The 21,692-nt window shown below is 64.9% G+C and carries 20 protein-coding genes; 7 read left to right on the top strand and 13 right to left on the bottom strand.

Going from position 1 to position 21,692, the window contains the following annotated elements; all coding sequences use genetic code 11:
• Nucleotides 1-96: 96 nt before the first annotated feature.
• Entirely contained in the window at nt 97-714 is a 618-nt protein-coding gene (gene orn, locus PQR27_RS15585) for an oligoribonuclease (RefSeq protein ID WP_408524492.1), read from the top strand.
• Between the two features lie 19 nt (nt 715-733).
• Here the strand turns inward: orn and mog are convergent, their stop codons facing one another.
• Together mog and yjgA are read right to left on the bottom strand one after the other, a co-directional pair.
• Nucleotides 734-1,375: a molybdopterin adenylyltransferase gene (gene mog / locus PQR27_RS15580; protein WP_408524491.1), complete on the bottom strand. Its 642-nt coding sequence runs from the start codon at nt 1,373-1,375 to the stop codon at nt 734-736.
• The gene (yjgA, locus tag PQR27_RS15575) at nt 1,356-1,967 is read right to left on the bottom strand and encodes a ribosome biogenesis factor YjgA (RefSeq protein WP_408525501.1); all 612 of its coding nucleotides are present in this window, start codon (nt 1,965-1,967) and stop codon (nt 1,356-1,358) included. The genes mog and yjgA overlap by 20 nt, the downstream gene beginning before the upstream one ends.
• 257 nt (nt 1,968-2,224) lie before the next feature.
• On the opposite strand from yjgA, the gene pmbA reads away from it, so the two are divergent.
• Nucleotides 2,225-3,595, top strand: coding sequence for a metalloprotease PmbA (pmbA, locus tag PQR27_RS15570; RefSeq protein ID WP_408524490.1), 1,371 nt, complete (start codon nt 2,225-2,227; stop codon nt 3,593-3,595).
• Between the two features lie 127 nt (nt 3,596-3,722).
• On the opposite strand, the gene PQR27_RS15565 is transcribed toward pmbA, so the two are convergent.
• The 9 genes from PQR27_RS15565 to PQR27_RS15525 form a co-directional block, all read right to left on the bottom strand.
• Complete coding sequence (locus PQR27_RS15565; RefSeq protein WP_408524489.1) at nt 3,723-4,223, bottom strand: dihydrofolate reductase; 501 nt, start codon at nt 4,221-4,223, stop codon at nt 3,723-3,725.
• A gap of 124 nt (nt 4,224-4,347) precedes the next feature.
• Entirely contained in the window at nt 4,348-5,733 is a 1,386-nt protein-coding gene (locus PQR27_RS15560; protein ID WP_408525500.1) for a sigma-54 dependent transcriptional regulator, read from the bottom strand.
• A gap of 165 nt (nt 5,734-5,898) precedes the next feature.
• Nucleotides 5,899-7,344 carry a hypothetical protein gene (locus PQR27_RS15555; protein ID WP_408524488.1) on the bottom strand — a complete coding sequence of 482 codons (1,446 nt, stop codon included), beginning with the start codon at nt 7,342-7,344 and terminating at the stop codon, nt 5,899-5,901.
• A 116-nt stretch (nt 7,345-7,460) separates the two neighbouring features.
• Nucleotides 7,461-8,273, bottom strand: a complete 813-nt coding sequence (locus PQR27_RS15550) for a peptidase C39 (RefSeq protein WP_408524487.1) — start codon at nt 8,271-8,273, stop codon at nt 7,461-7,463.
• A 7-nt stretch (nt 8,274-8,280) separates the two neighbouring features.
• Entirely contained in the window at nt 8,281-8,994 is a 714-nt protein-coding gene (locus PQR27_RS15545; RefSeq protein ID WP_408524486.1) for a C39 family peptidase, read from the bottom strand.
• A gap of 95 nt (nt 8,995-9,089) precedes the next feature.
• Nucleotides 9,090-10,481, bottom strand: a complete 1,392-nt coding sequence (locus PQR27_RS15540; RefSeq protein ID WP_408524485.1) for a FapB/FapC family functional amyloid domain-containing protein — start codon at nt 10,479-10,481, stop codon at nt 9,090-9,092.
• Nucleotides 10,482-10,507: 26 nt separating this feature from the next.
• Complete coding sequence (locus tag PQR27_RS15535) at nt 10,508-11,134, bottom strand: FapB/FapC family functional amyloid domain-containing protein (protein ID WP_408524484.1); 627 nt, start codon at nt 11,132-11,134, stop codon at nt 10,508-10,510.
• Nucleotides 11,131-11,670 (bottom strand): FapA family amyloid fibril periplasmic chaperone, encoded by a 540-nt coding sequence (locus PQR27_RS15530; protein ID WP_408524483.1) that lies wholly within the window; start codon nt 11,668-11,670, stop codon nt 11,131-11,133. The genes PQR27_RS15535 and PQR27_RS15530 overlap by 4 nt, the downstream gene beginning before the upstream one ends.
• Before the next feature lie 79 nt (nt 11,671-11,749).
• Entirely contained in the window at nt 11,750-12,259 is a 510-nt protein-coding gene (locus PQR27_RS15525; RefSeq protein WP_408524482.1) for a hypothetical protein, read from the bottom strand.
• A 535-nt stretch (nt 12,260-12,794) separates the two neighbouring features.
• Here PQR27_RS15525 and PQR27_RS15520 point away from each other — a divergent pair.
• Together PQR27_RS15520 and PQR27_RS15515 are read left to right on the top strand one after the other, a co-directional pair.
• On the top strand, nt 12,795-14,189 hold the full coding sequence (locus tag PQR27_RS15520; RefSeq protein WP_408524481.1) for a sigma-54 dependent transcriptional regulator: 1,395 nt from the start codon (nt 12,795-12,797) through the stop codon (nt 14,187-14,189).
• Nucleotides 14,190-14,350: 161 nt separating this feature from the next.
• Complete coding sequence (locus PQR27_RS15515; protein ID WP_408524480.1) at nt 14,351-15,322, top strand: thymidylate synthase; 972 nt, start codon at nt 14,351-14,353, stop codon at nt 15,320-15,322.
• 99 nt (nt 15,323-15,421) lie between these two features.
• Here PQR27_RS15515 and PQR27_RS15510 read toward each other — a convergent pair whose 3' ends face one another.
• Nucleotides 15,422-17,944 (bottom strand): DUF6600 domain-containing protein, encoded by a 2,523-nt coding sequence (locus tag PQR27_RS15510; RefSeq protein WP_408524479.1) that lies wholly within the window; start codon nt 17,942-17,944, stop codon nt 15,422-15,424.
• Nucleotides 17,945-18,126: 182 nt separating this feature from the next.
• Complete coding sequence (locus tag PQR27_RS15505) at nt 18,127-18,840, bottom strand: ArsR/SmtB family transcription factor (protein WP_408524478.1); 714 nt, start codon at nt 18,838-18,840, stop codon at nt 18,127-18,129.
• A 201-nt stretch (nt 18,841-19,041) separates the two neighbouring features.
• On the opposite strand from PQR27_RS15505, the gene PQR27_RS15500 reads away from it, so the two are divergent.
• From PQR27_RS15500 to PQR27_RS15490, 3 genes are all read left to right on the top strand, one after another.
• Entirely contained in the window at nt 19,042-19,182 is a 141-nt protein-coding gene (locus PQR27_RS15500; protein ID WP_408524477.1) for a hypothetical protein, read from the top strand.
• A gap of 137 nt (nt 19,183-19,319) precedes the next feature.
• Nucleotides 19,320-20,573 carry an MFS transporter gene (locus PQR27_RS15495; RefSeq protein ID WP_408524476.1) on the top strand — a complete coding sequence of 418 codons (1,254 nt, stop codon included), beginning with the start codon at nt 19,320-19,322 and terminating at the stop codon, nt 20,571-20,573.
• Nucleotides 20,573-21,634 (top strand): GlxA family transcriptional regulator, encoded by a 1,062-nt coding sequence (locus PQR27_RS15490; RefSeq protein ID WP_408524475.1) that lies wholly within the window; start codon nt 20,573-20,575, stop codon nt 21,632-21,634. The genes PQR27_RS15495 and PQR27_RS15490 overlap by 1 nt, the downstream gene beginning before the upstream one ends.
• Nucleotides 21,635-21,692: the final 58 nt, after the last annotated feature.

Here is a 21,692-nt window from a genome sequence, read left to right as displayed (position 1 = left end):
GCCGGCGGGGACGCGCTCAAACCAATCTCAAACGAACCATCGCCGCGGCAAGCGCGCTTCCAGCAAGCTGCCTGCCCGGCCCTCAGGGCTGCCTTCATGACTGACATCCTCGCATCCACCGACCAGCCGCCGCTCGTACGCAGCGACATGAACCTCGTCTGGCTGGACATGGAAATGACCGGGCTCGAACCGGATTCCGACCGCATCATCGAAATCGCGGTAGTGGTGACGAATTCCACGCTGGAGCGGCTTGTCGAAGGCCCGGTGCTGGCGATTCATCAGAGCGACGAAACGCTCGCCAAAATGGATCAGTGGAACCAGAACACGCATGGCCGCTCGGGTCTGATCGACCGCGTAAAGGCGTCGACGGTCAGCGAGGCCGACGCAACCGAGCAGATTCGCGAGTTCCTCGCGCAATACGTGCCGCCGGGCAAATCGCCGATGTGCGGCAACTCGATCTGCCAGGACCGCCGCTTCATGGCGCGCTGGATGCCGGATCTGGAGCGCTTCTTCCACTACCGTAATCTCGACGTCAGCACGTTAAAGGAACTGTGCCGCCGCTGGCAGCCGGCCATCTACAAGGGCTTTCAGAAGCGCGCCATGCACACGGCACTCGCCGATATCCACGAATCGATCGACGAACTGAAGTACTACCGCGAGCACTTCCTGATTCCGTCGGCTCCGCAGGCTCAGGATTCGCAGGCAGACGAATAAGCTGCCGGCCGTTTCAGTTTCAACCCTGCCGAGGCGCGCGCACCGCGTTCTTCGGCCGGAACGCCTTTACCACCTCGGCGTTGGTCTCCACATACGGACCGCCGATCAGGTCAATGCAATAGGGCACCGCGGCGAAAATCCCCGGCACCTTCACCGCGCCGCTTTCGCCGTCGCGCAAACCCTCCAGGGTTTCCCTGATCGATTTCGGCTGACCCGGCAAGTTGACGATCAACGCCGCGTGCCCAGCCGTTTCGCGGATCACCGCCACCTGGCGCGACAAAATCGCCGTGGGCACGAAATTCAGGCTGATCTGGCGCATCTGCTCGCCGAAACCCGGCATTTCCTTTGTGGCCACCGCGAGGGTTGCTTCGGGCGTCACGTCGCGGCGCGACGGGCCCGTGCCGCCGGTGGTCAGCACCAGATCGCAAGCCACTTCGTCCACCAGTTCGATCAGCGTCGCGGAAATCGTGGGGGCGTCGTCCTGAATCAGGCGTGTGACCACCTGGAACGGTGAAGTCAGCGCTGCGCCGAGCCATTCCTGCAGCGCCGGAATGCCCTTGTCCTCATACACGCCGGTGGACGCCCGGTCGCTGATCGACACGAGGCCGATCACGATTTCGTCCGGATGATTACGCGTGGGCTTACGCGTCGCGGTCGTCATCGTCGTCTTCCAGGCCTTCTTCAGCGTCGGAATCGGTCGCGGTGGACGGGCCGTCCGCGTTCTTGATCCACTGGAACAGCTCGCGGAAGTACCGCGGCGGCTTGCTCTGCTGCGCTTCCTTGCGGGCGTTGCGGATCAGCGTGCGGCCTTGCTGCGGGTCGGCGTTCGGGTGCTGGCGGATGAAATCGGTCAGCGCGACGTCGTCAGCGAGAAGTTTCTCGCGGGTACGCTCGATCCAGTGCAGCTTGGCCGTTTCCGCCTTGTTGACGCCGTTATAGGTGTCCAGCGCGGTGCGCAGCGCGGCGGTTTCCTCGTCCAGCAGCGAGCGCATCACGCGACCCACATACTGCACCTGGCGGCGCTTGCCTTCGTGATCGGTGATGCGGCGCGCTTCGCGTACTGCGTCGTCGAGCTTTTCGGGCATCGGCATGCGCTTGAGCGCGTCTTTCGGCAGGGCGATCAGCGCCGAGCCCAGTTCCTGCAGCTCGTGCATTTCGCGCTTGAGCTGGGACTTGCTGGGACGGTCGTAGCCGTTTTCGTCGACTTCCGGCTCGGCGGATTCGATGGGTTGAATGCGGGTTTTGCGTGTCATACCGATATTGTAGCGTGCCGCGCCCACCGTACCCTCCGTGCTGCTGTGCACAAGGCGTCGCGCCCGGCGCGAGCTCGTACGCGAAGGCTCAGCGAATGCCAGGTACGGCAGCGCGTACCTTGCTATGATCGCGGGATACGTAGCGACGCAAATGCGGACGCAAATGCGCATACAAGTGCGCACACAAATGCGCGCGCACGAGCGTGACATGTGCAAACACCCAGGGCCGCTCGGCCCCGAACAGGACGGCAACGACAATGGCAGCAGACATGGACGTCAAGCAGCGCTTTTTTCCGCATACCCAGGATGAACTGAAGGAAATCGCCTCGGACATCCTTCGTCACGCGAAGTCGCTCGGCGGCACCGACGCCGCGACCGAAATTTCCGAAGGCGACGGCCTGTCCGTCTCCGTGCGGCGCGGCGAAGTCGAGACGATCGAACACAACCGCGACAAGATGGTTGGCGTGACGGTGTTCATCGGCAACAAGCGCGGCAACGCGAGCACTTCCGACTTTTCGTCGCAGGCCCTGAAGGACACGGTTGCGGCGGCCTACAACATCGCGCGCTTTACGGCGGAAGACGACTGCGCGGGTCTCGCCGAAGCCGAGCTGCTCGAAACCGCGCCGCGCGATCTTGATCTGTATCACCCATGGAATCTTTCCGCCGACGAAGCAGTGGAAATCGCCCGCCGTTCGGAAGACGCCGCTTTCGCAACCGATCCGCAGATCAAGAATTCCGAAGGCGCGAGCGTCTCGGCGCAGCACTCGCAGTTCGTGCTCGCCACCTCCCGCGGCTTCCTCGCCGGTTATCCGTACTCGCGCCACTACATCGCCTGCGCGCCGATCGCCGGCAGCGGCCGCAATATGCAGCGCGACGACTGGTACACGTCGACCCGCAGCGCGGCGGATCTAGCCGATCCTGAAGCGGTGGGCCGTTACGCGGCGCAACGGGCGCTGTCGCGCATCGGCGCGCGCGGGCTCGACACCCGCAAGGTGCCGGTGCTGTTCGAAGCACCGCTCGCGGCCGGCATTCTCGGCGCCTTCGTGCAGGCAACCAGCGGCGGCGCGCTGTATCGCAAGACGTCGTTCCTCGTCGACAGCCTCGGCAAGCCGGTGTTCGCGCCGCACATCCAGGTGGTGGAAGACCCGCACGTCGCGCGCGCCATGGGCAGCGCGCCGTTCGACGAAGAAGGCGTGCGCACCAAACAGCGCTCGGTGGTGAAAGACGGCGTGGTGGAAGGCTACTTCCTGTCCACCTACTCGGCGCGCAAGCTCGGCATGCAGACCACCGGCAACGCGGGCGGCTCGCACAACCTGTCGCTGCGCAGCTCGAACACGCGCCCCGAAGACGACTTCGAAGGGATGCTGAAGAAGCTCGGCACCGGCCTTCTGCTGACTGAATTGATGGGGCAGGGCGTGAACTACGTGACGGGCGACTATTCGCGCGGCGCGTCGGGCTTCTGGGTGGAGAACGGCAAGATCCAGTATCCGGTGGAAGAAATCACCGTGGCGAGCACCTTGCAGGAGATGTTCCGCCATATCGTCGCGATCGGCGCGGATACCATCACGCGCGGCACCAAGCAGACCGGCTCGGTGCTGATCGAACGGATGACGATCGCTGGGCAATAAACGGCGTACTCAGCTCAGTTGCGAATCTGCTGCAAATAAAAAAGCCACGCAAGCGCTTGCGTGGCTTTTTTATCGTCTGTCTGCATCACATGCGGCCTGCGTGTCCTGCAGCCGTACCGCAGAAACCTTAAACGCCCTTGCGCTTATAGGTGACGAACGCGTAGTCGAAATCGTTCGGCGCATCCGCGCGATGCGTTTCGTGCGCGACTTCTTCCCATTCGTTTTCATCGAGTGCGGGGAAGGTGGCGTCGCCGTCGAAGTCGGCGGAAATCTCGGTGATGATCAGTTTGTCCGCCTGACGCAGACCTTCCGCATACAACTGCGCCCCGCCGATCAGAAACGCCTCCGGCGCCTGATCCTGGGCGGCCAGCGTCAGCGCGTCCTCGAGGGTGGTGGCCGCGTCGCAGCCCTGAAAGCGCCGCGTGGCATCCCGTGTCACGACAATGTTGCGGCGTCCCGGCAAAGGCCGGCCGATCGATTCATGCGTCTTGCGGCCCATGATGATGGGCGCGCCCATCGTGGTGCGCTTGAAGAACGCGAGGTCTTCGGGGAGTCGCCAGGGCAACTGGTTGTCGCGGCCGATCACGCCGTTATTGGCGCGAGCGACGATCAGGGTGAGCGTCGTCATCGAGTGGAAAGGAGAACGTAACCGGATTGATTCTACCTGACGCGCAAGATGGCGCGTCAGCGCCGCCAGGCGGCGAGTCGCAACGCGGCGCCGGCGGGCCGCACGGGATGTAGCCGGCGCGGCGTCATTCCTGGATGGGGACGTCGGCGGTGCTCATTTCGCGCAACCCATGCTGACCCATCAACCGGTACAGCGTCACGCGCGAAATATTCAGATCCACCGCCGCTTCATTGAGCCGATGACGATGGCGCAACAGCGCCGCTTCGATCGCCCGCTTCTCGGCGGCCTCGCGCGCCTCTGACAGGCTCATGGCCTGCTGGCCGGTGAAGTGCGCGAGATCGAGGTCGTCGGCGGAAATCAGTTTGTTCTCCGCCATCACGATCGCGCGGCGCACCCGGTTGATCAGTTCGCGCACATTGCCGGGCCAGTTGTAGTTGTACAGCGCCTCGATCGCCGATGGCGTGAAACCGCGAATCTTGCGCGCGCTGTCAGTCTTGAACTTGTGCAGAATGTGATGCGCGAGGATTTCGATGTCCTTGCCGCGCGCGCGCAACGGCGGTTCATCCACGCGCAGCACGCAGAGGCGATGGAACAGGTCGGCACGGAAGCGTCCGTCGCGCATCGCGCCTTCCAGATCGACGTGGGTGGCCGAAATGATGCGTACGTCCACTGGAATCGATTCGCGGCCGCCAAGGCGTTCGATCTTGCCTTCCTGCAGGAAGCGCAGCAGGCTCGCCTGGCTTTCGAGCGGCAAGTCGCCGATTTCGTCGAGCAGCAGCGTGCCGCCGTCGGCCGCTTCCACCCGGCCGATCTTGCGCTGATTCGCGCCCGTAAAAGCGCCGCGCTCGTAGCCGAATAGTTCGGACTGCAACAGATGGTGCGGAATCGCGCCGCAGTTGATCGCCATGAACGGCGCCTTGCGGCGCGGTGAGCGTTCGTGGATCGCCAGCGCGGTGAGCTCCTTGCCGGTGCCCGACTCGCCGGAAATGAATACGCTCGCATCGGTGTTCGCCACCTTGCGAATAGTGCGAAAAAGATGCTGCATCGCTTCGCAGGTGCCGACCATCTCCTCGTCGCCTGACTCGCTCGCGGGCGGGGTCACATCGGGGTCGCACAGCGTCACCATGCCGAATGCGTGACCGACCAGATAATCGATCGTCGCGTGCGCCACGGGCGTCTTCACGTAGTCGAAGCAGTAGTGGCGCACGAGGCGACGTACTTCCGGATCGGTGAGCCGTTCGCTGGTGGCGAGCGCGATCCAGCCGACCTGTTGCTGGCGCAGGCTCGCTTCGAGCCCGCTCAGGTCGCGTGGCGGAAAGCTCGCCAGATCGACGATACCGGCACACGCCACATCCGGTTTGACGAGCTTGCCGAGTTCATGCGCCGAGCGCGCCGCCGCGACCTTCCAGCCGTGGCTTTTCAGATGCGCGACGAGGGTCTCGTCCGGCGTGCGCGCCAGATACAGCAGCGTGCGTTCTGCCTGCGCACAGGCGCCCTGAGCCGCGCCCATGGCAAGCGACGCGACTGCCGTCCGGTTCGCCAGCGCTTCGACGGAACGGCCCGCGGGCACTTCCTTCGGCCGTGCAAGCGTCATATGCGATCCCGCGCCCGCAACCGGCGCAATACTAGTCAGATGAGGTGATTCACGCACGTTCGACCTCGTATCGTTGACACGTCAGAAGGTGTAGGGAAACCGCACGCCGACCACGAAGTTCGGCGCATCCGGCGTCATGCCGACGGATACCGAGCCGTTGATGGTGAGGTGCTTGTTCACGACGTGGTTCAGGCCAAAGTTCAGCGCAGCCGCAGTGGTCTCGCTGCCCGGCACTTTTTCGTAGGAGCCGCCCGGCGCACGGGTCTTCGATTCGGGTTCGAGCGCCATGGTGAACGAAATGCTGGCCGAGTCCTTGTCGGAGAATGCCAACGCCACGCCGCCGCCGAACTGCACGATGTCGCCGAGCTTGACTGTGGCCGGCTGGGTTTGTCCCTGCACCGACGAGATGTCCGCAAACGAGCGCGCGATGTTGTAGGTGTACGAAACACTGCCGAACAGCACCACCGGGTCGTAGGTTTTCAACAGCGACACGCCGGCCGTGATATTCCACATGCCGGTGCCGGTGGGCAGCTTGTTGGGCGCCACGAGGTTGGTGTTGTTGGCGTCGATCTGCACGAGCTTCTCGCCGAACGGCGAGGTGCCCGTCGGCGCCCTGACGCGCAGACTGCCGACCACGTCCGGCAGGCTGTTGGTTTCCTTCAGGAACTGGTAGTAGATCCCGAAATTCACGTCGCCGATATTGCTGCCGTTCACCGAAGCGTCGGACAGCGTGCTTGCCGAGCCGCCCGCGCCGCCGACAATGAAGTTGCTATGCCGGTAGATGTACGGCACGTCGACATCGATACTCATGCGGTCGGTCAGGCCGTAGCGCGTATCGAGATCGGCCATCACCTGGTGCGACTTGGTTTCGCCGAGGTTGATGTTGCCGAGGAAAATCGCATCGAGCGCGAGGAAGCCGGACAGTTGCAACTGACGGCGATCGTAGTACGTGTCGCTGATGCCCCAGTCCATCGTCAGTTTGTGGTCGAAGAGCGGCGCGTGTTCGCGCTGCACGACCGCTTCCTCGGCCTGCGTGCGCACGGGTTCAGCGGCCTTCTGGGTCTGGCCGACCGCGCCGTTGCTGCCGCTGCCGTCGGTGGCGGCCGGCAGGCCACCCGCCGTGTTGCCCACCGGCACCGGCGGATTGACCGGCACGCCGGTCGCCGTGCCGGTGTTACCGCCCGTTGCGGGAGCGCCGGGCGTGATCTGCGCGAGTAGCGGCAGCGGCACGGGCAAGCCGTCCGCGCCCGGCTGTTCCGCCACCGCTTCGCTGCCTGCCGGCGCCCCGTATCCTGGCGCGCCGCGGCCGCGCTGCGCCATCTCCAGACTGGTCACCTGGCGCTCAAGTGAATGAATCTGCCGCTGCTGTTCGTCCACGACCCGCATCAACGTATTCAAACGATCTTCGACGGATTGTCCAGCGAGCGCCTGCGCGCTCGCCCCTTGTGAAAGTGCAAATAGCATGACGGCGGCCGGAATGGCCGCCAGTGCCATGCGCGGCACCCTGGTCGATGAAAAATTGTTCATTATGTGTTCCCCCGGTGTTCCCCCGGCCGCGCGTCACCTGCCTCCTGGTTGTGCGCTACCGAATCTGTACTGCGTGTACTGCTTGTGCTGCGACAGGCGGGTGGCGGCCCGCGTTTTTATCTCCTTGAATTTTGCAGAGCTTGTAGTACGCCGAGCTGACGAATCATTGCGGCCGACATTTGCTGCGTCTGCAAATGCAACTGCAACTGGTTGGCGACTTGCTGGTTATTGCCTGCAATCTGCAGCAACTGGGCGATCTGCCCGTTGCCTGGCATGATGGTCTGCGAGGCGAGCCCGGCTGGCGTCTGTAGCGCGACGCTTACGCCGTTGCTGCCGAATGAAATGCCGGCTTTGATCGAGCCGGTCGAATTGCTGGCCGCCGCGGACGGTGCATTGGCGGCACCCGCGAGCGACACGACGTTACTATTGAAATCAATCAGCGCGGAGTTGGAACCGGCGTTCCGGTCGCCGGCCACTTGCGTGACTTGCGAAACGCCGTTGACCGTGATGCTTTGTCCGCCGCTTACCTGAGCGTTGGGGTTGGCCCCCGAGTTGGACGCGGCATCGCCGAGCCTGCCATTGGTCACGCGCGCGAGCGTGTTGACAGTGCTGGCGACCTGGCCGGCCGCGCTCTGCACGGCGGTGAGCGTGCCCTGGGCGAGGGCGGTCGCTCCGTTGGGCAGCTGCCACTGTGAAAGGACATTCAGAACGAAGCCGGAAATCATCGTGCCGCCGACATATTTGCCGGTCTGTCTGGCGAGGACCTCGTCGTCAACCATCTGCACCTTGATGGCGGCGGAGTCGATATCGTGTGAAGCAAGGAACGCAGGCACCGGTGGCGAGCCGGCATCTGACGCATAGGCGCTGCTGGTCAGGCCGCACAACATGGCGCAGATCGCGAGGCCTGATGGTGAGAGTGGGTGCTTCATGGTTGGGTCAGAACAGGTCTGCCTTGATCAAGCCGTACTCGACAAAGGGAGTCGCCGCGGTACCGTTGGCCAGTGCGTTGGCACGCAGCTTGAGCGCGAGCGACTCGTTGTCCTGCAACAGCGGTGAATCCTCCCTGAAGGGTTTGCCGAGGACCGCGAATACCAGGCCGTTCCAGGTTTTGGCGAAGTCCTCTTCGAGCACGATGCGATTGCCGAGCGCCGGATCCGCAATGAAGACGCGGTCATCCTGGACGTGCTTGACGATCACGAAATGCTCGTACCCGTCGATGTTCATCAGAACCATCACGGGGATCTGTAAGTGTTCAAGCGCGTCGGCGTTGACCCGGAAGCCACGGCCGCGCAAGCCGATGGTCTCGACGAATTTCTTCATGTCGAGCATCGAGAAGCCGTTTTTGACGACCACTTCGGGCGTGGAGAACACCATCATCCGGCGAATCAGTTCGGTCTCCGGAATGTCGATGCCATAGCCGTATTTAAGGAGGGTTGCAAGCGCGGCCGCACCACAGCTGTAGTCGAACTGCTGGCTGACGATGTGGCTGTAACGAATGTCTCTCATCGAACGAACCGTCTTGTGCAACGGAACGCCCGCGAATGTGGACGTGTCGACGCTCGCCTGTGCGTAGCTGTTGGTCGCGCACAGAGTGAAACCGGTCAGCGCTACCGCGAACTGTAGCGCCGGGAACCCCTTGAACCCGGACATGCTGGTCTCCTGCTTATACACGCGCCGGCCGTTTCAATGACCGCCGGCGCGTGTTCCTCCCGATTACTTCTGGCTTCTTTTTGCCTGCCGACTGCTTAGTGGCCGCTGTTGAGCGCGGCGATTGCAAGGCCGTTGTGTTGCAGGTTGCCCGCGCCGCCGGCGATGTTCACGCCGATGTTGCCGGATGCGTTGGCCAGTGCGCCGGCGCCCAGCATGGCGGTGCCCTGGAATTGACCCTTGACCGTCATACCGGCCGACTGCGAGTTGTCATCCGTGGCGACCATCGCCGTGGTCAGCGCGTTACCCGGCGTGGCTGTCGTCACGGCACCGGCGAGGCTGTTGTTCTGCACGTTGCCGATACCCGAGGCGACGTTCACCCCGACATTGCCCGTCACACCCGACAGCGAGCCATCCCCGATCGACGCGTTCAGATTGAAGTTGTTGATCTTCGCGGTACCGGCCGACGATTGCGCGTTGAAGATCTGCGCGTTGCCGAACACGTTGCCGATATCGACCGAGGCGAGCGACACGTCGTTGCTTTGAGCGTTGCCGATGCCTTCGGCGATGTTGATGCCGAGGTTGCCTGACACGCCGGTAGCCGCATTGGCGCCAGTGGTGGCGTTCAACGTCCCCGCGACTTGCGTGTTGGTGTGCTGCGTCACCGAACCCGTGGTCGTCACGTCCGTGGTGGCGAGGCTGGCGTTGACGCTCCAGGCGGCGGCAAAACCGTCACTGGAGGACGACTGGCTGCTCGTGTGGCTGGACGATTGTTCGGCGACCGCGGCGAAGCCCGAACCCTGATTGGCCTGGAAGCCCCATGCCCTGGCTTGCCCGGAGGCTTCCGCTGCCTCGAAGCCGCCCGCTACAGCCGACTGGCTGCTGTGACTGGATTCGTTATAGCCGGCATGGAAGCCGCCGCTTGCGTGCAGCGAGCCCGAGCCGTGGCTGGGCGTATTGTGGTCCTGATAGCTGTAGCTGCCGCCGATAGCGCCGCCTGCCGCGATATGGCCGCCCGAGCTCGAGCTCGTGTGGCTGAAGCCGCCTTCAACGGCCGCTGCCTGCTGGCTGGCTTCATACCCGCCACCCACCACGGCGCTGCTCTGGTTGCCGTACGTATAGGCGATCGCTGCCTGGGCGTCTTGCGAGGTCGACGACGACGACGTGTGGCTTCGCGCGGCCGCCGCGAGGATCGAGCCGCTGCTCGTGAGCGAGCGCGAATTGTTGTTGTAGGTGGTCGTTACCTTGCCGGTGGTGTAGCTCTGTGCCTGCGGATCGAGCGAGGCGTTCAGGTTGACCATCTGGCTGTTGTTGACGACCGCGCCCGCCGTGCTGGACACGTGCACGCAGCCATACAGGCCCACCATGCCTTCAACGCCGACCGCGTCGCCGACCAGCGTCGCATTGAACAGGTAGGCCTTTTGCGGTGCGGCGAACACGCTGCTGGATGCGGCGACGAGGACCGCTGCGGCAATAAGAGTGCGCTTCATGATTCGCTCCGATACTTTAAGTGTGGTCAGTTAAAAAAAGTGCCCGCCGGGGGACGGAGCACAAAACTGTTTGCCGTGGCATTACCGGCGCCGGCTGTCTGGTTGATCTGCACGATCCCGCTGACGTTTCTGAAGGCGTCGTTTGAGATGCTTGCCTCACGTACGCCATGAACGCCGCTGGATTGACCTGGACTGCCGTTTTTCGGGGCCGTCGCGGATAGCTCCCCATCCGAGACGGTCTCGACTCCGAGTGCAGCAGTCCCCAACTGGGTGCTGTTGCGCTGCAGATTTCCTGCTCCGGCGGACTGGTTCACCAGCACCGCACCGGATGAATTCGAAAATGCATTGGCCTCGATCGACGCCCGCGCACTGGTGACTCTCGCGGCCACCGTGGCGCTTTGCGAACTGGCATTGTCGTTGCCCACCGCGCCGCCGTTCGTGACCGTGATCTGGTTGATCTGCGCGTTGTTGATGCCGGCGGTCTCATTGACCGCGAATGCGCCGGTGACACCGGCGCCCGCGCCGTTGGCGATGGTTGAGTCCGTACCGATCTGCGGCACCGATTGCGCGTAGGCGTGGCTCGCCATCAGAGCCGAGCTGCCCAGGCACACGCAGAGCGCGGCGCGCAGCGGCAGAAATTTGAGGGGGCTCATTTCAACCCTCCGAGCGCGCCGGAGAGCGCATTCGACAGCGGCGCCAGCGCGCCCGTCACCGACGAGGTGATGGTGCCGCCGATGCCCGCAGCCGGCATGCCGATGCCGCCGGCGTTCAGCGCGACGTTGTTGCCCGTCGCCTTGCCGCTCAGGATCTGCGTGACGGCCTGCATGCCGGTGCCGCCGAGCACCCCGCCGTCGGCGACGCCGCTCGAACCGTGCGCGTTCGTCAGGTCTGTGTCGCCGACCAGCTGGGCGACAGCCGGATTGAACGTATTCGCTGGGAAAGTGGTGGCGCGCACCGCGACCGGGTCCTGGTTCTTCGGCACCGGGATAAAGGCATCACGCGCAGTGACGGTGCGCTCGACGATGATGTCGCCCGGGTTGACGGCCTGCTGCGCAACAGCGTCGAAAGTGAGACCGGCGGTGAGCAGGGCGACAACGGTTGCCGCGGCAGGAGGTAACAGCGAGGGCAACAGCGAGGGCAACGCGGCCAGCGAACTGCGTGGGCGCGGCGTCCGGATTGAGGTGGTCATGTCGGTCCTTGCTTGTGTCTTGTATTCGGCGGGTGTGTCAGCTGCGCCACAGCCGCCGGTGCACCGCTAATTTGTTCGGCTACTTTCTTTGGTAACTGGCGACGTTGCCCTGGGCAGCGCGCGCGGCGTCGACCGGAATCGGCAGCGGCGAGGGCGGTGCGATCTCGTCCCACAAGGTCACGCTGTTACCGCTGCTACCCGTGCCGCGCATCAGTTGCGGCGTCGCGGCCACCATCAGCATGCCGACCGCGCCGCCGCGTTGCCGCGACAGCACCTGGTCGTCGAGTGAAAAATCGTTCGTGGGTGCCGCATCGGCTGGAATGCTCAGCGTGTTGGCCGCGAGCTGGCTGCTGTCCGTTGCGGGGGCAACCTCGTCAGCGACCGTCGCAGCCGGCGAAGCCGCCGCTGCGGGCGTCGTGCCTGCGAGGGTGGCGGAGCCGGCATGGGCGGTATCGGTGGTGTTGGCGGATTGCGCCAGTACGGATTCCTGTGCATTGACGCCAACGGGCAGCGCAATCAGAGCCACTGCTGCACACAGTGCGGCACAGGGTGCGAGGCTGCTCAGGTCGATGCGCAAAGCGAGTCGCATGATGTGTCTCCTTGGTGCACAGCATTTAGCGAAACGTGTGCCATGAGTCGCAATCCATTGGTGCATCTGGATGTGACCCGCAAACCGTGGAGTAAGCATTGAGAAATCGGACAAAAACGTTTCAGCGCTGAAACGGCAGGCAGAAAATACCGGGTATTCGTAAATTCGGACGGTATGTACTACCTTGGGGAGAACGCTAGGAAAAGCGCTTCCACAATCCTTTTATTCATCGGCTGAATAACTTTTTATTGCCCGCTAAGCCTTACGGGGTAAGGAGTCTCCGATTAAATTCGCATAATTGTTTTCCAAGCGGCGCGCGTATAGTAAGCTCTCGAAAACAGCTTCAGATTTAAAAAAGCCCGCTAACGGGCCGTCTCAAACACACACGCCGCTTTCTTGGGGATCAGCTGTCCGCACGGAATGGAATGGCCGTTCGGTTTTTGCTATTAGCGAATCCCGGACGAGTCAGCGTGTCTGAACCTTGGTTCAGGTGCGTGCGTCATCCTTAACGTTCGTTGACGAGAGGATCTGAATAATGGAACCCGCAACGCGGCAACTGATTTATGTCTCGCGCGATCCGAGCGCGGAACTGAATACGCGCTTCCTTCAGCGCGGCTGGCACGTCGAAGTGGTGGGATCGGCGCGCGATGTGCGCCGTGCTGTTCGCGCCGGAATGGCGGCGGGCGGCTTGCTCGATCTGTCTAGCCATTTTCAGCCACATGAAATTGCCGCCTTCGAGTCCTGCCTGACCATGCCGAACGTCGGCTGGGTGGCAGCCACCATGCCCGGACAACTGCAGGACGCCGCTTTGCGCCGGCTCGTGCGCGACTATTGTTTCGACTATGTAACGGTGCCTTACTCCGGCGACCGGATCGTGGATTCGGTCGGTCACGCGTACGGCATGATCTCGCTGGGCGAGCCGGCTTCAAACGATGCATCGCAGGGCGCCGAAGGTGAAATGGTCGGCTCGTGCGACGCAATGCTCGCGCTGTTCCGCTCGATCCGTAAAGTGGCGATGACCGATGCGCCGGTGTTCATCTCGGGCGAATCGGGCACGGGCAAGGAGTTGACCGCGGTCGCGATTCACGAGCGCTCGGCACGCCGCAGCGCGCCTTTCGTGCCGATCAATTGCGGCGCAATTCCCCCGCATCTGTTGCAATCCGAACTATTCGGCTATGAACGCGGCGCATTCACCGGCGCCAATCAGCGCAAGATCGGCCGCGTGGAAGCGGCCAACGGCGGCACGCTGTTTCTCGACGAAATCGGCGATCTGCCGCTCGAAAGCCAGGCGAGCCTGTTGCGCTTTTTGCAGGAACGCAAGGTGGAGCGGCTGGGCGGTCACGGCTCCATCGACGTCGACGTGCGCATCATCTCGGCCACGCACGTGGATATGACCGCGGCGATGATCGAAGGGCGCTTCCGTTCCGACCTGTATCACCGTCTGTGCGTGTTGCAGATCGACGAGCCGCCTTTGCGGGCGCGCGGCAAGGATATCGAACTGCTTGCGCGGCACATGCTGGAACGTTTCAAGAAGGATGCAAGCCGCCGGCTGCGCGGCTTCGCGCCCGACGCGATTGCCGCGCTCCATAACTATGGCTGGCCGGGCAACGTGCGTGAGCTGATCAACCGGGTGCGGCGCGCGATCGTGATGTCGGAAGGGCGTGCAATTACGGCGCGCGATCTCGAACTGGCCGAGTATGTCGAGATCGTGCCGGTGTCGCTCGCGCAGGCGCGCGAAGCGGCTGAACGCCAGGCAATCGAACTGGCGCTGCTGCGGCATCGCGGACGGTTGGGCGACGCCGCGCAGGAACTCGGCATCTCGCGCGTGACGCTGTACCGTCTGCTGTGCTCCCACGGCATGCGCCATATGGAAGGCGAGCCGCTTTCCGCGCCGCACGGTGAATTGCCGGCTTCGGTGCCGCATCTCTGAAGGACCGCGCGAGTCCCGCTCGCCGCGGCTTTCCCACTGACAGGGTTGTTTCCGCAAGCCGTGACCGGGCGCTGCCCGGCGGCGCTTGTTAAAATCGGGTTTTCCGCTCAATCTCCGTGGCGCGCGTCCACCTGTGTCCGCGCCTCGTCGAAGGAACCCGCATGAAACAATATCTGGACCTCGTCCGCACAATTCTCGACACGGGCACGTGGCAGGAAAACCGCACTGGCATCCGCACCATTAGCATGCCGGGCGCGATGTTGCGCTTCGACCTCCAGCAGGGCTTCCCCGCCGTGACGACCAAGAAGCTGGCGTTCAAGTCGGCGGTGGGCGAACTGGTGGGCTTCCTGCGCGCCTCGCGCAGCGCCGCGGACTTCCGCGATCTCGGCTGCAAGGTATGGGACGCGAACGCCAATCAGAATCCGCAATGGCTCGCCAATCCGTATCGCGAAGGTCCGGACGATCTCGGTGCGGTGTACGGGGTGCAGTGGCGCCAATGGCCGGCGTACAAGATGCTGGACGCCGGCGCGAGCGCGCAACTGGCCGACGCCACCGCGCGCGGCTTCCAGGTGGTGAGTGAATTCGAAGAGAACGGCAGCCCGAAAGTGCTGCTGTACAAAGCGATCGACCAACTGCGGCAGTGTCTCGACACGATCATGAACAACCCCGCCGATCGGCGCATTTTGTTTCATGCCTGGAACCCCGCGGTGCTGGACGAGATCGCGTTGCCGGCCTGCCATCTGCTTTACCAGTTCCTGCCGAATGTGGCGCGCCGGGAGATTTCGCTGTGTCTGTATATCCGCAGCAACGATGTCGGGCTCGGCACACCGTTCAATCTCACCGAAGGCGCGGCGCTGCTGCACCTGGTAGGCCGCCTGACGGGCTTCACGCCGCGCTGGTTTACCTATTTCATCGGCGACGCGCACATCTACGAGAACCAGCTCGACATGTTGCAGAAGCAGATCACGCGCGAACCGTACGAGAGCCCGACCTTGGCGCTCTCGGACCGCGTGCCCGATTACGCGAAAACCGGTGTGTACGAGCCGGAATGGCTTGAAAAGATCGAGCCGTCCGATTTCTCGCTGGTCGGCTACCGGCATCATGAGCCGCTGACGGCGCCGATGGCGATCTGAGCGCTTATCTGCAAGCAGACGCCCTAAAGAAAAACCCCCGCGATATGCGAATCGCGGGGGTTTTTTCTTGCTGCCGTCAGGCGATATGCTCCGGCGCGCTTAGCCTTTGTGGTGCTCGTCGTGGTTGCCGCCCCCCGAATGCTGCTCGGCATGCTGCGGTTGGGGGCGCGGCTGCTGCGCCTGTTGCGGACGCGGTTGCGGCACCTGCTGCGGGTGGAACTCCGGACGTGGCTGCTGTGGCGCTTGCTGTACGTGCTGCTCAGGACGCGGTTGCGGCACCTGCTGCGGGTGAAACTCCGGACGCGGTTGCTGCGCCTGTTGCATCGGCTGCGGATGGTATTCCGGCTGCCGCGGCGCCTGCGGCTGGGCGCGGACTTCCGGCACACGCGGCGCCTGCGGTTCAGGCTGGCGCTGCACCGGCTGCGGTTGCGTCTGTGGCTGTGGGCGGAATTGCGGCTGACGCCCCTGTTCCGCCGCAGCCGGGTTTTCCGCTGGACGCGGTGCGCCGTGCTGTTGCATGCCGGCGTTTGCCTGCGCGCCCGGTTGCGGCGTGAAACCGGGTCGTCCTGCCTGCTCCTGCTGGCCGCCATGTTGTTGCGCCTGCTGCGCCATCGGCGGATGCGGCTGCGTCCATGCTGGCTCGTGGCGTCCATCCGCGCCGGCTGGCTGTCCCGCTTGCGCCGTTACACCGTGCTGCTGGGCGTAAGCGTTCGGGTTGCCGCCGTTCGGCAAGTTCGCGACAGGCGGACGCGGCACGCCATTGGCGGGATGCGCTGCCTCGCCGGGCTGCGGCCGGCCGTTGGCCATTGGCGGCGGCATTCCCGGCCGCGCCTGCATTTCACCGCCGCGCTGCGGTTGTCCGTTGAACGGCGCTTCGCCCGGGCGCTGTCCAGCCTGCTGCGTTCCGTTAGCCATTCCCGGGTTAGCCATACCCGGCGCGCCTGGCGCCATACCCGGCGGCCGCCCCGGGATATGCGACTGCACGACCCGCACGTTCTGCGCCGGCAGCGCACCCGGGCCGCCTGCGAAATGCGCCGGCACCGAGGTCCGCACGATTGGCTCGCCTGCACCCCGCACACGTCCTCCGCTCTGCGCAAAACGTTGCGCGAGGCTGTCGTGATACGCCGCCGGCATCGCCGGACTGCGCGTGGCGACCACCGGGCGCGCCATCACGCCGGCCGGCGGCCGGTAATTCGCATTGCGCAGACCCGATCCGAAGCTGTCCCGCACCGGCGCGATCCCGGGGCCGCCCGGGTTGATCTGCGCGTTGCGCCATTGCCGTGGATCGACCTTCTGTGCGAAGCGCCCAACCGGCTGGCCATGCACGAAGGCGGTTGCCGGCACCGCGGTCACGGCGCCGGGCGCGCGATAGTTGATGTACGTGTTGTGAATGTTGGTCACATTCACATTGCGGTTGTAGTTGTTGACGATCGTCGTCTGGTTGACGCGATTGTAGTAGTGCGGACTCCAGTGATCGCCCCAGCGCGGATGCCACGGTTCGCCTGGGCCGAGCGGGAACCACGCGACACCGGCCGCCACCGCGCCGCCAATCGCCAGATCCACGCCCCAGTTGACTCCGCCGCCACCGCCGCCGCCCACGAAGGCGACCAGTGCCGGCGCGTAGACGGGCGGCGCGCTGACCACGATCGGTCCCGGCACCCACGCCCACGCGTCGTCGACCTGGGCCCAGCGGCCGTAGTGATAGGGCGCGAAGCCCCACGGCGCGTCGTCGACCCAGGTCCAGCCCCACGGCGCCTGCCAGACCCAGTGACCGTCGTGATACGGCGCCCAGCCGGCGGGCGTCGAGCTCGGCACCCACACTTCGCCGTATTGGGGGCTGCTGCGCCACGTGCCGTTGGCGTCGAGATCCTGATAGCCGGGGACGTCGCGCGACACGTAGCGGGCCGACACCGAACGGTCTTCCGCCGCATCGCGGCTCGCTGCCCATTGATCGAAGCCGTCGAGGCCCGGCGCGCCGTTGTCCGCCACCTGCTGCAGGTTGGTGCCGGCAAAGCGGATCTGCTGACCGGCGGCGACCGGCACCTGGCCGGCGTCGCCATAGACGGTAGCGCTGCCGCTGCGCACGGTGACGGTGGTGCTGGTGCCGTCCGGTGCGACATCGACCCGATAGTCGCCGGGACCGTTCAGGCCCAGCGCGAGATTCGGTGTGTCGATTTCATAGGACGAGCCGGGTGCGACTTCGCGTATCCGCGCCGACATCGTGCCTTGGGCGATTTTCAGTTGCGCGCTGTTGTCGTCGAGATTGAGCAGGTCGAGACTGGTGGACTCGCCGAGACGCACGGCGGTCGAGCCGATATGCAATTCGGAGCGCGCGTTCTGATCGTTCCACAACTGGTCGCCGGTGGTGAGCGGGCGGTTGATCTGCGCATACGACCAGTCGGTCGCGCCGGCCGGTTCGGTGGTCACGGCGCCGGCCGTGTAGTTCAGACGCGCTACGCGTCCGGGCGGATCGTCGGTATTCTGCGTGGCGGCGCCCGGCGGCGGCGGCTCGGTTTCCTGCGCGATGGTGGCTTGTGCAGCGAACAGGAAGGCTGCTGCCGCGATCAGTGTATAGCCGGTGAGGCGACGGTTCGAATGCAGGGGCGTGGTGTGTGTTCTCATGACTTATCTCCAACGGAGGCGGCATTTTGCTGCATCCGTGAATCACTGTACCCGCACCGTTTGTTTCAAGGCCCCCACTTTTGTAAGGCCACCCCACCGGCGTGTAACAAAATATCTCGACAAGGATGTTCGTAAGCAAATTGCGGCATTTCCGTCATCGCGCGTAGTACGCGGGACGGCCTTCACGCGGCGAGAAAGGCGTCGAAATGCCGATGGCCGGCCGGCGTGATGCGCAGGATCCGTGGCCGCTCCGTGCGCTCGACCCAGCCATGAGACGACCAGGAGTCGAGCAGCGCCGCGCCGAGCGCGCCGCCCAGATGCGGGCGCCGCTCGCTCCAGTCGGGGCAGGTACAGGCAAAGCGGCGCCGGCGGCCCTTCTGGGCGGACATGTCGATTCCCCATTCGGCGAAGCGCGCGGTACCCGCGGGCGTGGCCTCGAGCGAGCTGCCGTCCAGCGTCAGCAGGCCACGCTCGACCAGCCGTTCGAACACCTGCACCGACAATTCTCCCGCCATATGGTCGTAGCAGGTCCGGGCGTAGCGCATGTCGACCGGCACCGTGCGTACCGGACGCGGCACGGCCCGCTGCGGCGCGCTGACCTGCGCGACGTTGGCGAGCGCCTCGATCGATGCGGCGATGTCCGACGACGCGATCCGGAAATAGCGATGCCGCCCGCGCACTTCGAGCGCGAGCAGGCCGCCGTCGGTCAGGCGCGCGAGATGGGCGCTCGCCGCCGACGGCGACAGCCCGGCGATCATCGTGAGTTCGCCGGCGGGCCGGGCGCTGCCGTCCATCAGCGCCCACAGCATCGCGGCGCGGCCGGGGTCGGCGAGCAGCGCGCCAATCCGGCTCAGGCCTGGGAAGTGATTCTGTTCGTCTGCGAGCGAAGCGGGCATGGGGCGTCTCCGGTTGGCGGCGCGGGCAGGGCGCCATAAGTCCACTGTATCCGTCAGCGGTATTCGATGTTTCAGCTTAGCGTGAAATATCGAATGCAGCAGCTACGAAAAGACGGTGTGCGCGGCGGGCCTGCGTGCTTTGCGTGGCGCGCCGGGCCGCCAGGCTAGAATCAAAGTCTGTCTTTGCAGGAACACGCTGTCATGAAACTTCTTTTCGCCGTCGCTGCCGCGATTCTGCTGTTCAGTGCCTGCGCGCAGGGCGGTGCCGGTTCGTCGGGTGCGGGCACGGGCAGCATCACCATGTACGGCACCATCGACGAAGGCGTGACCGTCCGGAAATAGGCTCGCACGGGCGCGGCTCTCCGATGCGCCAGCCGAGCGGGTGGGCCGCTGGCTGGAATTGATGCATCATTGTCATTTCTGCCATCATCGGGCATGTGACGATCAAGCTTCGCCACTCCGACCGCCGAGGCTTACCGATGCCGCCGTCCGCCGCTTCCTCCTTGCCCGCCGGACAGACCGGTTTCCATTCCGACCCGCACGGGCGGCGCGCCGCCCGCGTGCTGGCGGTGTGCCAGGCCCTGTACACCTCGTCGGTGTCGATCGACCTGACCTTGACCGGCCTGGTCGGCTACACGCTTGCCGACGACAAGGCGCTCGCCACCCTGCCGTTTTCGCTGATCACCGTCGCCGCCGCGCTGACCACGATCTTCGCGTCGTTCCTGATGGCGCGCATCGGCCGGCGCGCGGGCTTTGTCCTCGGCGCGGGTGTCGGCGCGCTGGGCGGCGCGGTCTCGGTATGGGCGATCTTTCATCACAGTTTCTGGGCGTTCTGCGCCGGCACGGCGACGGTCGGCGTGTTTCAGGCGTTTGCGCAGTATTACCGTCTGGCCGCGGCCGACGCCGTCGGCATGGAAGCGAAAAGCCGCGCGATTTCGACCGTGCTGACCGGCGGCGTCGTGGCCGCGGTCTGTGGGCCGCTCCTCGCCGCCTGGAGTAAGGACTGGCTCGCGCCGGTCGCGTTCGCGGGTTCGTATGCGCTGGTTACCGTCTTCGGCCTCATGACAATTGCCTTGCTGGCGCTGCTGTACCGTGACGCCGCGCCATCCGCGAACGCGACGGCGACGCATGAGCCGGCGCGACCGCTCGGCGAGATCGTGCGGCAACCGATCTTCGCGGCGGCGCTCGCCAATAATGCGCTCGGCTACGCCGTCATGATGTTCGTGATGACCGCCACGCCGATCGCGGCAGTCGCCTGCGGCCACACGATCGGCGATGGCGCGGCGATCATTCAGTGGCACCTGGTTGGCATGTTCGCGCCGTCGCTGTTTTCGGCGCGCTTGATCAGGCGCTTCGGCGTGCTGCAGGTGATCGGCACGGGCATCGCGCTGTCCGCGTTGTGCGGCGTGTTGGCTTTGCGTTCGACCGATCTCCCGCACTTTTACGCCGCGCTGGCCTGCCTGGGTGTGGGCTGGAATTTCATGTTTGTAGGGGGCTCGACGCTGCTCGCGCAATCGTACCGGCCGTCCGAGCGCGCCAAAACGCAGGCGACCAGCGAATTCACGACCTTCGCGTTTTCCGCGCTCGGTTCATTGCTCGCGGGGCAACTGCTCGCGCGCTTCGGCTGGGCGACGATCAATGCAGCGATCTTTCCGCTGCTCCTGGTGGCGGCGCTCGTGACGCTCGCCTATGCATGGTCGCGCAAGCGGCAAACGGCGGAGATGCTGTCCTGATGACCGTTCGTCATATCGTTTTTGCAGTCGCGCCCGAGCTTGTGTTACTCGACGCATGCGGTCCGCTCGAAGCATTCTGGCGCGCCGAACTGACGCTCGCCGCTGCGGTTTCATCCGGATCGGACGGCAAGTCCGCGGCCCCGGTGGCCTACCGCACGACCGTTGCGTCGATCGACGGCGGCGTGCTGCAAACATTCCCTGGGCTGCCCGTCGTCACCGAGCGGCTCGACTCGCTGGACGATCAGCCGATCGACACGCTGATCGTCCCCGGCGTGCCGGTCGATGAGCAGGGCACGCTGCAGCCCGAACTCGTCGCGTGGATCCGGCGCCGTGCGCCGGATGTGCGGCGCGTGTGTTCGGTATGCACCGGCGCGTTCTATCTCGCGGCAGCGGGCCTGCTCGACGGGCGTCGCGCGACCACGCATTGGCGCGACGCGGCCCATCTCGCGCGCCGCTTTCCCAACGTGCAGGTGGACGCCGATCCGATCTTCATCCGCGACGTGCGTCCGGGCGACGGCGAGGGCCGCGCCGTCTGGACGTCGGCGGGCGTGACGGCAGGTATCGATCTGGCGCTGGCGTTGATCGAGGAAGATGTCGGCCATGCGGCCGCCATGCAGGCGGCGCGGCGTCTCGTGGTGTTCATGAAGCGTCCGGGCGGGCAGTCGCAGTTCAGCGCGGCGCTGGCCGCGCAGGCCTCGGCAGGCGGGCCGTTCGAGGCGCTCCATAGCTGGATGGCGGCGCATTTGCGGGACGATCTGTCGGTGGAGCGGCTCGCGGAGCGCGCCAGGATGAGTCCGCGGACCTTCGCGCGCCGCTATGTCGACGAGGTCGGCCGGACGCCGGCTAAAACCGTATCGGCGCTGCGCCTGGAAGCCGCCTCGCGGGCGCTCGCGGAATCACGCCGGCCGCTCAAGCGGATCGCGCTCGACTGCGGTTTCGGTAGCGAGCAGAACTTGCGGCGGGCGTTTATCCGCCGTTTCGGCGTGCTGCCACTCGATTATCGCGAGCGTTTTGCGTCGGCGGTTGCGCCGCAGCGCGTGGCGGCCCACGCCGCGCGATGAGTGGCGCTGCGGGCCTGAAGTCGTCCCGTCAAGTGAAAGCAAACGGAAAGCATGGCGG

Source organism: Paraburkholderia fungorum (assembly GCF_046027215.1).
GTDB classification, from domain to species: domain Bacteria; phylum Pseudomonadota; class Gammaproteobacteria; order Burkholderiales; family Burkholderiaceae; genus Paraburkholderia; species Paraburkholderia fungorum_D.
The sequence above is the reverse complement of the archived record's forward strand: the minus strand, read 5'-3'. Positions and strand labels throughout refer to the sequence as shown.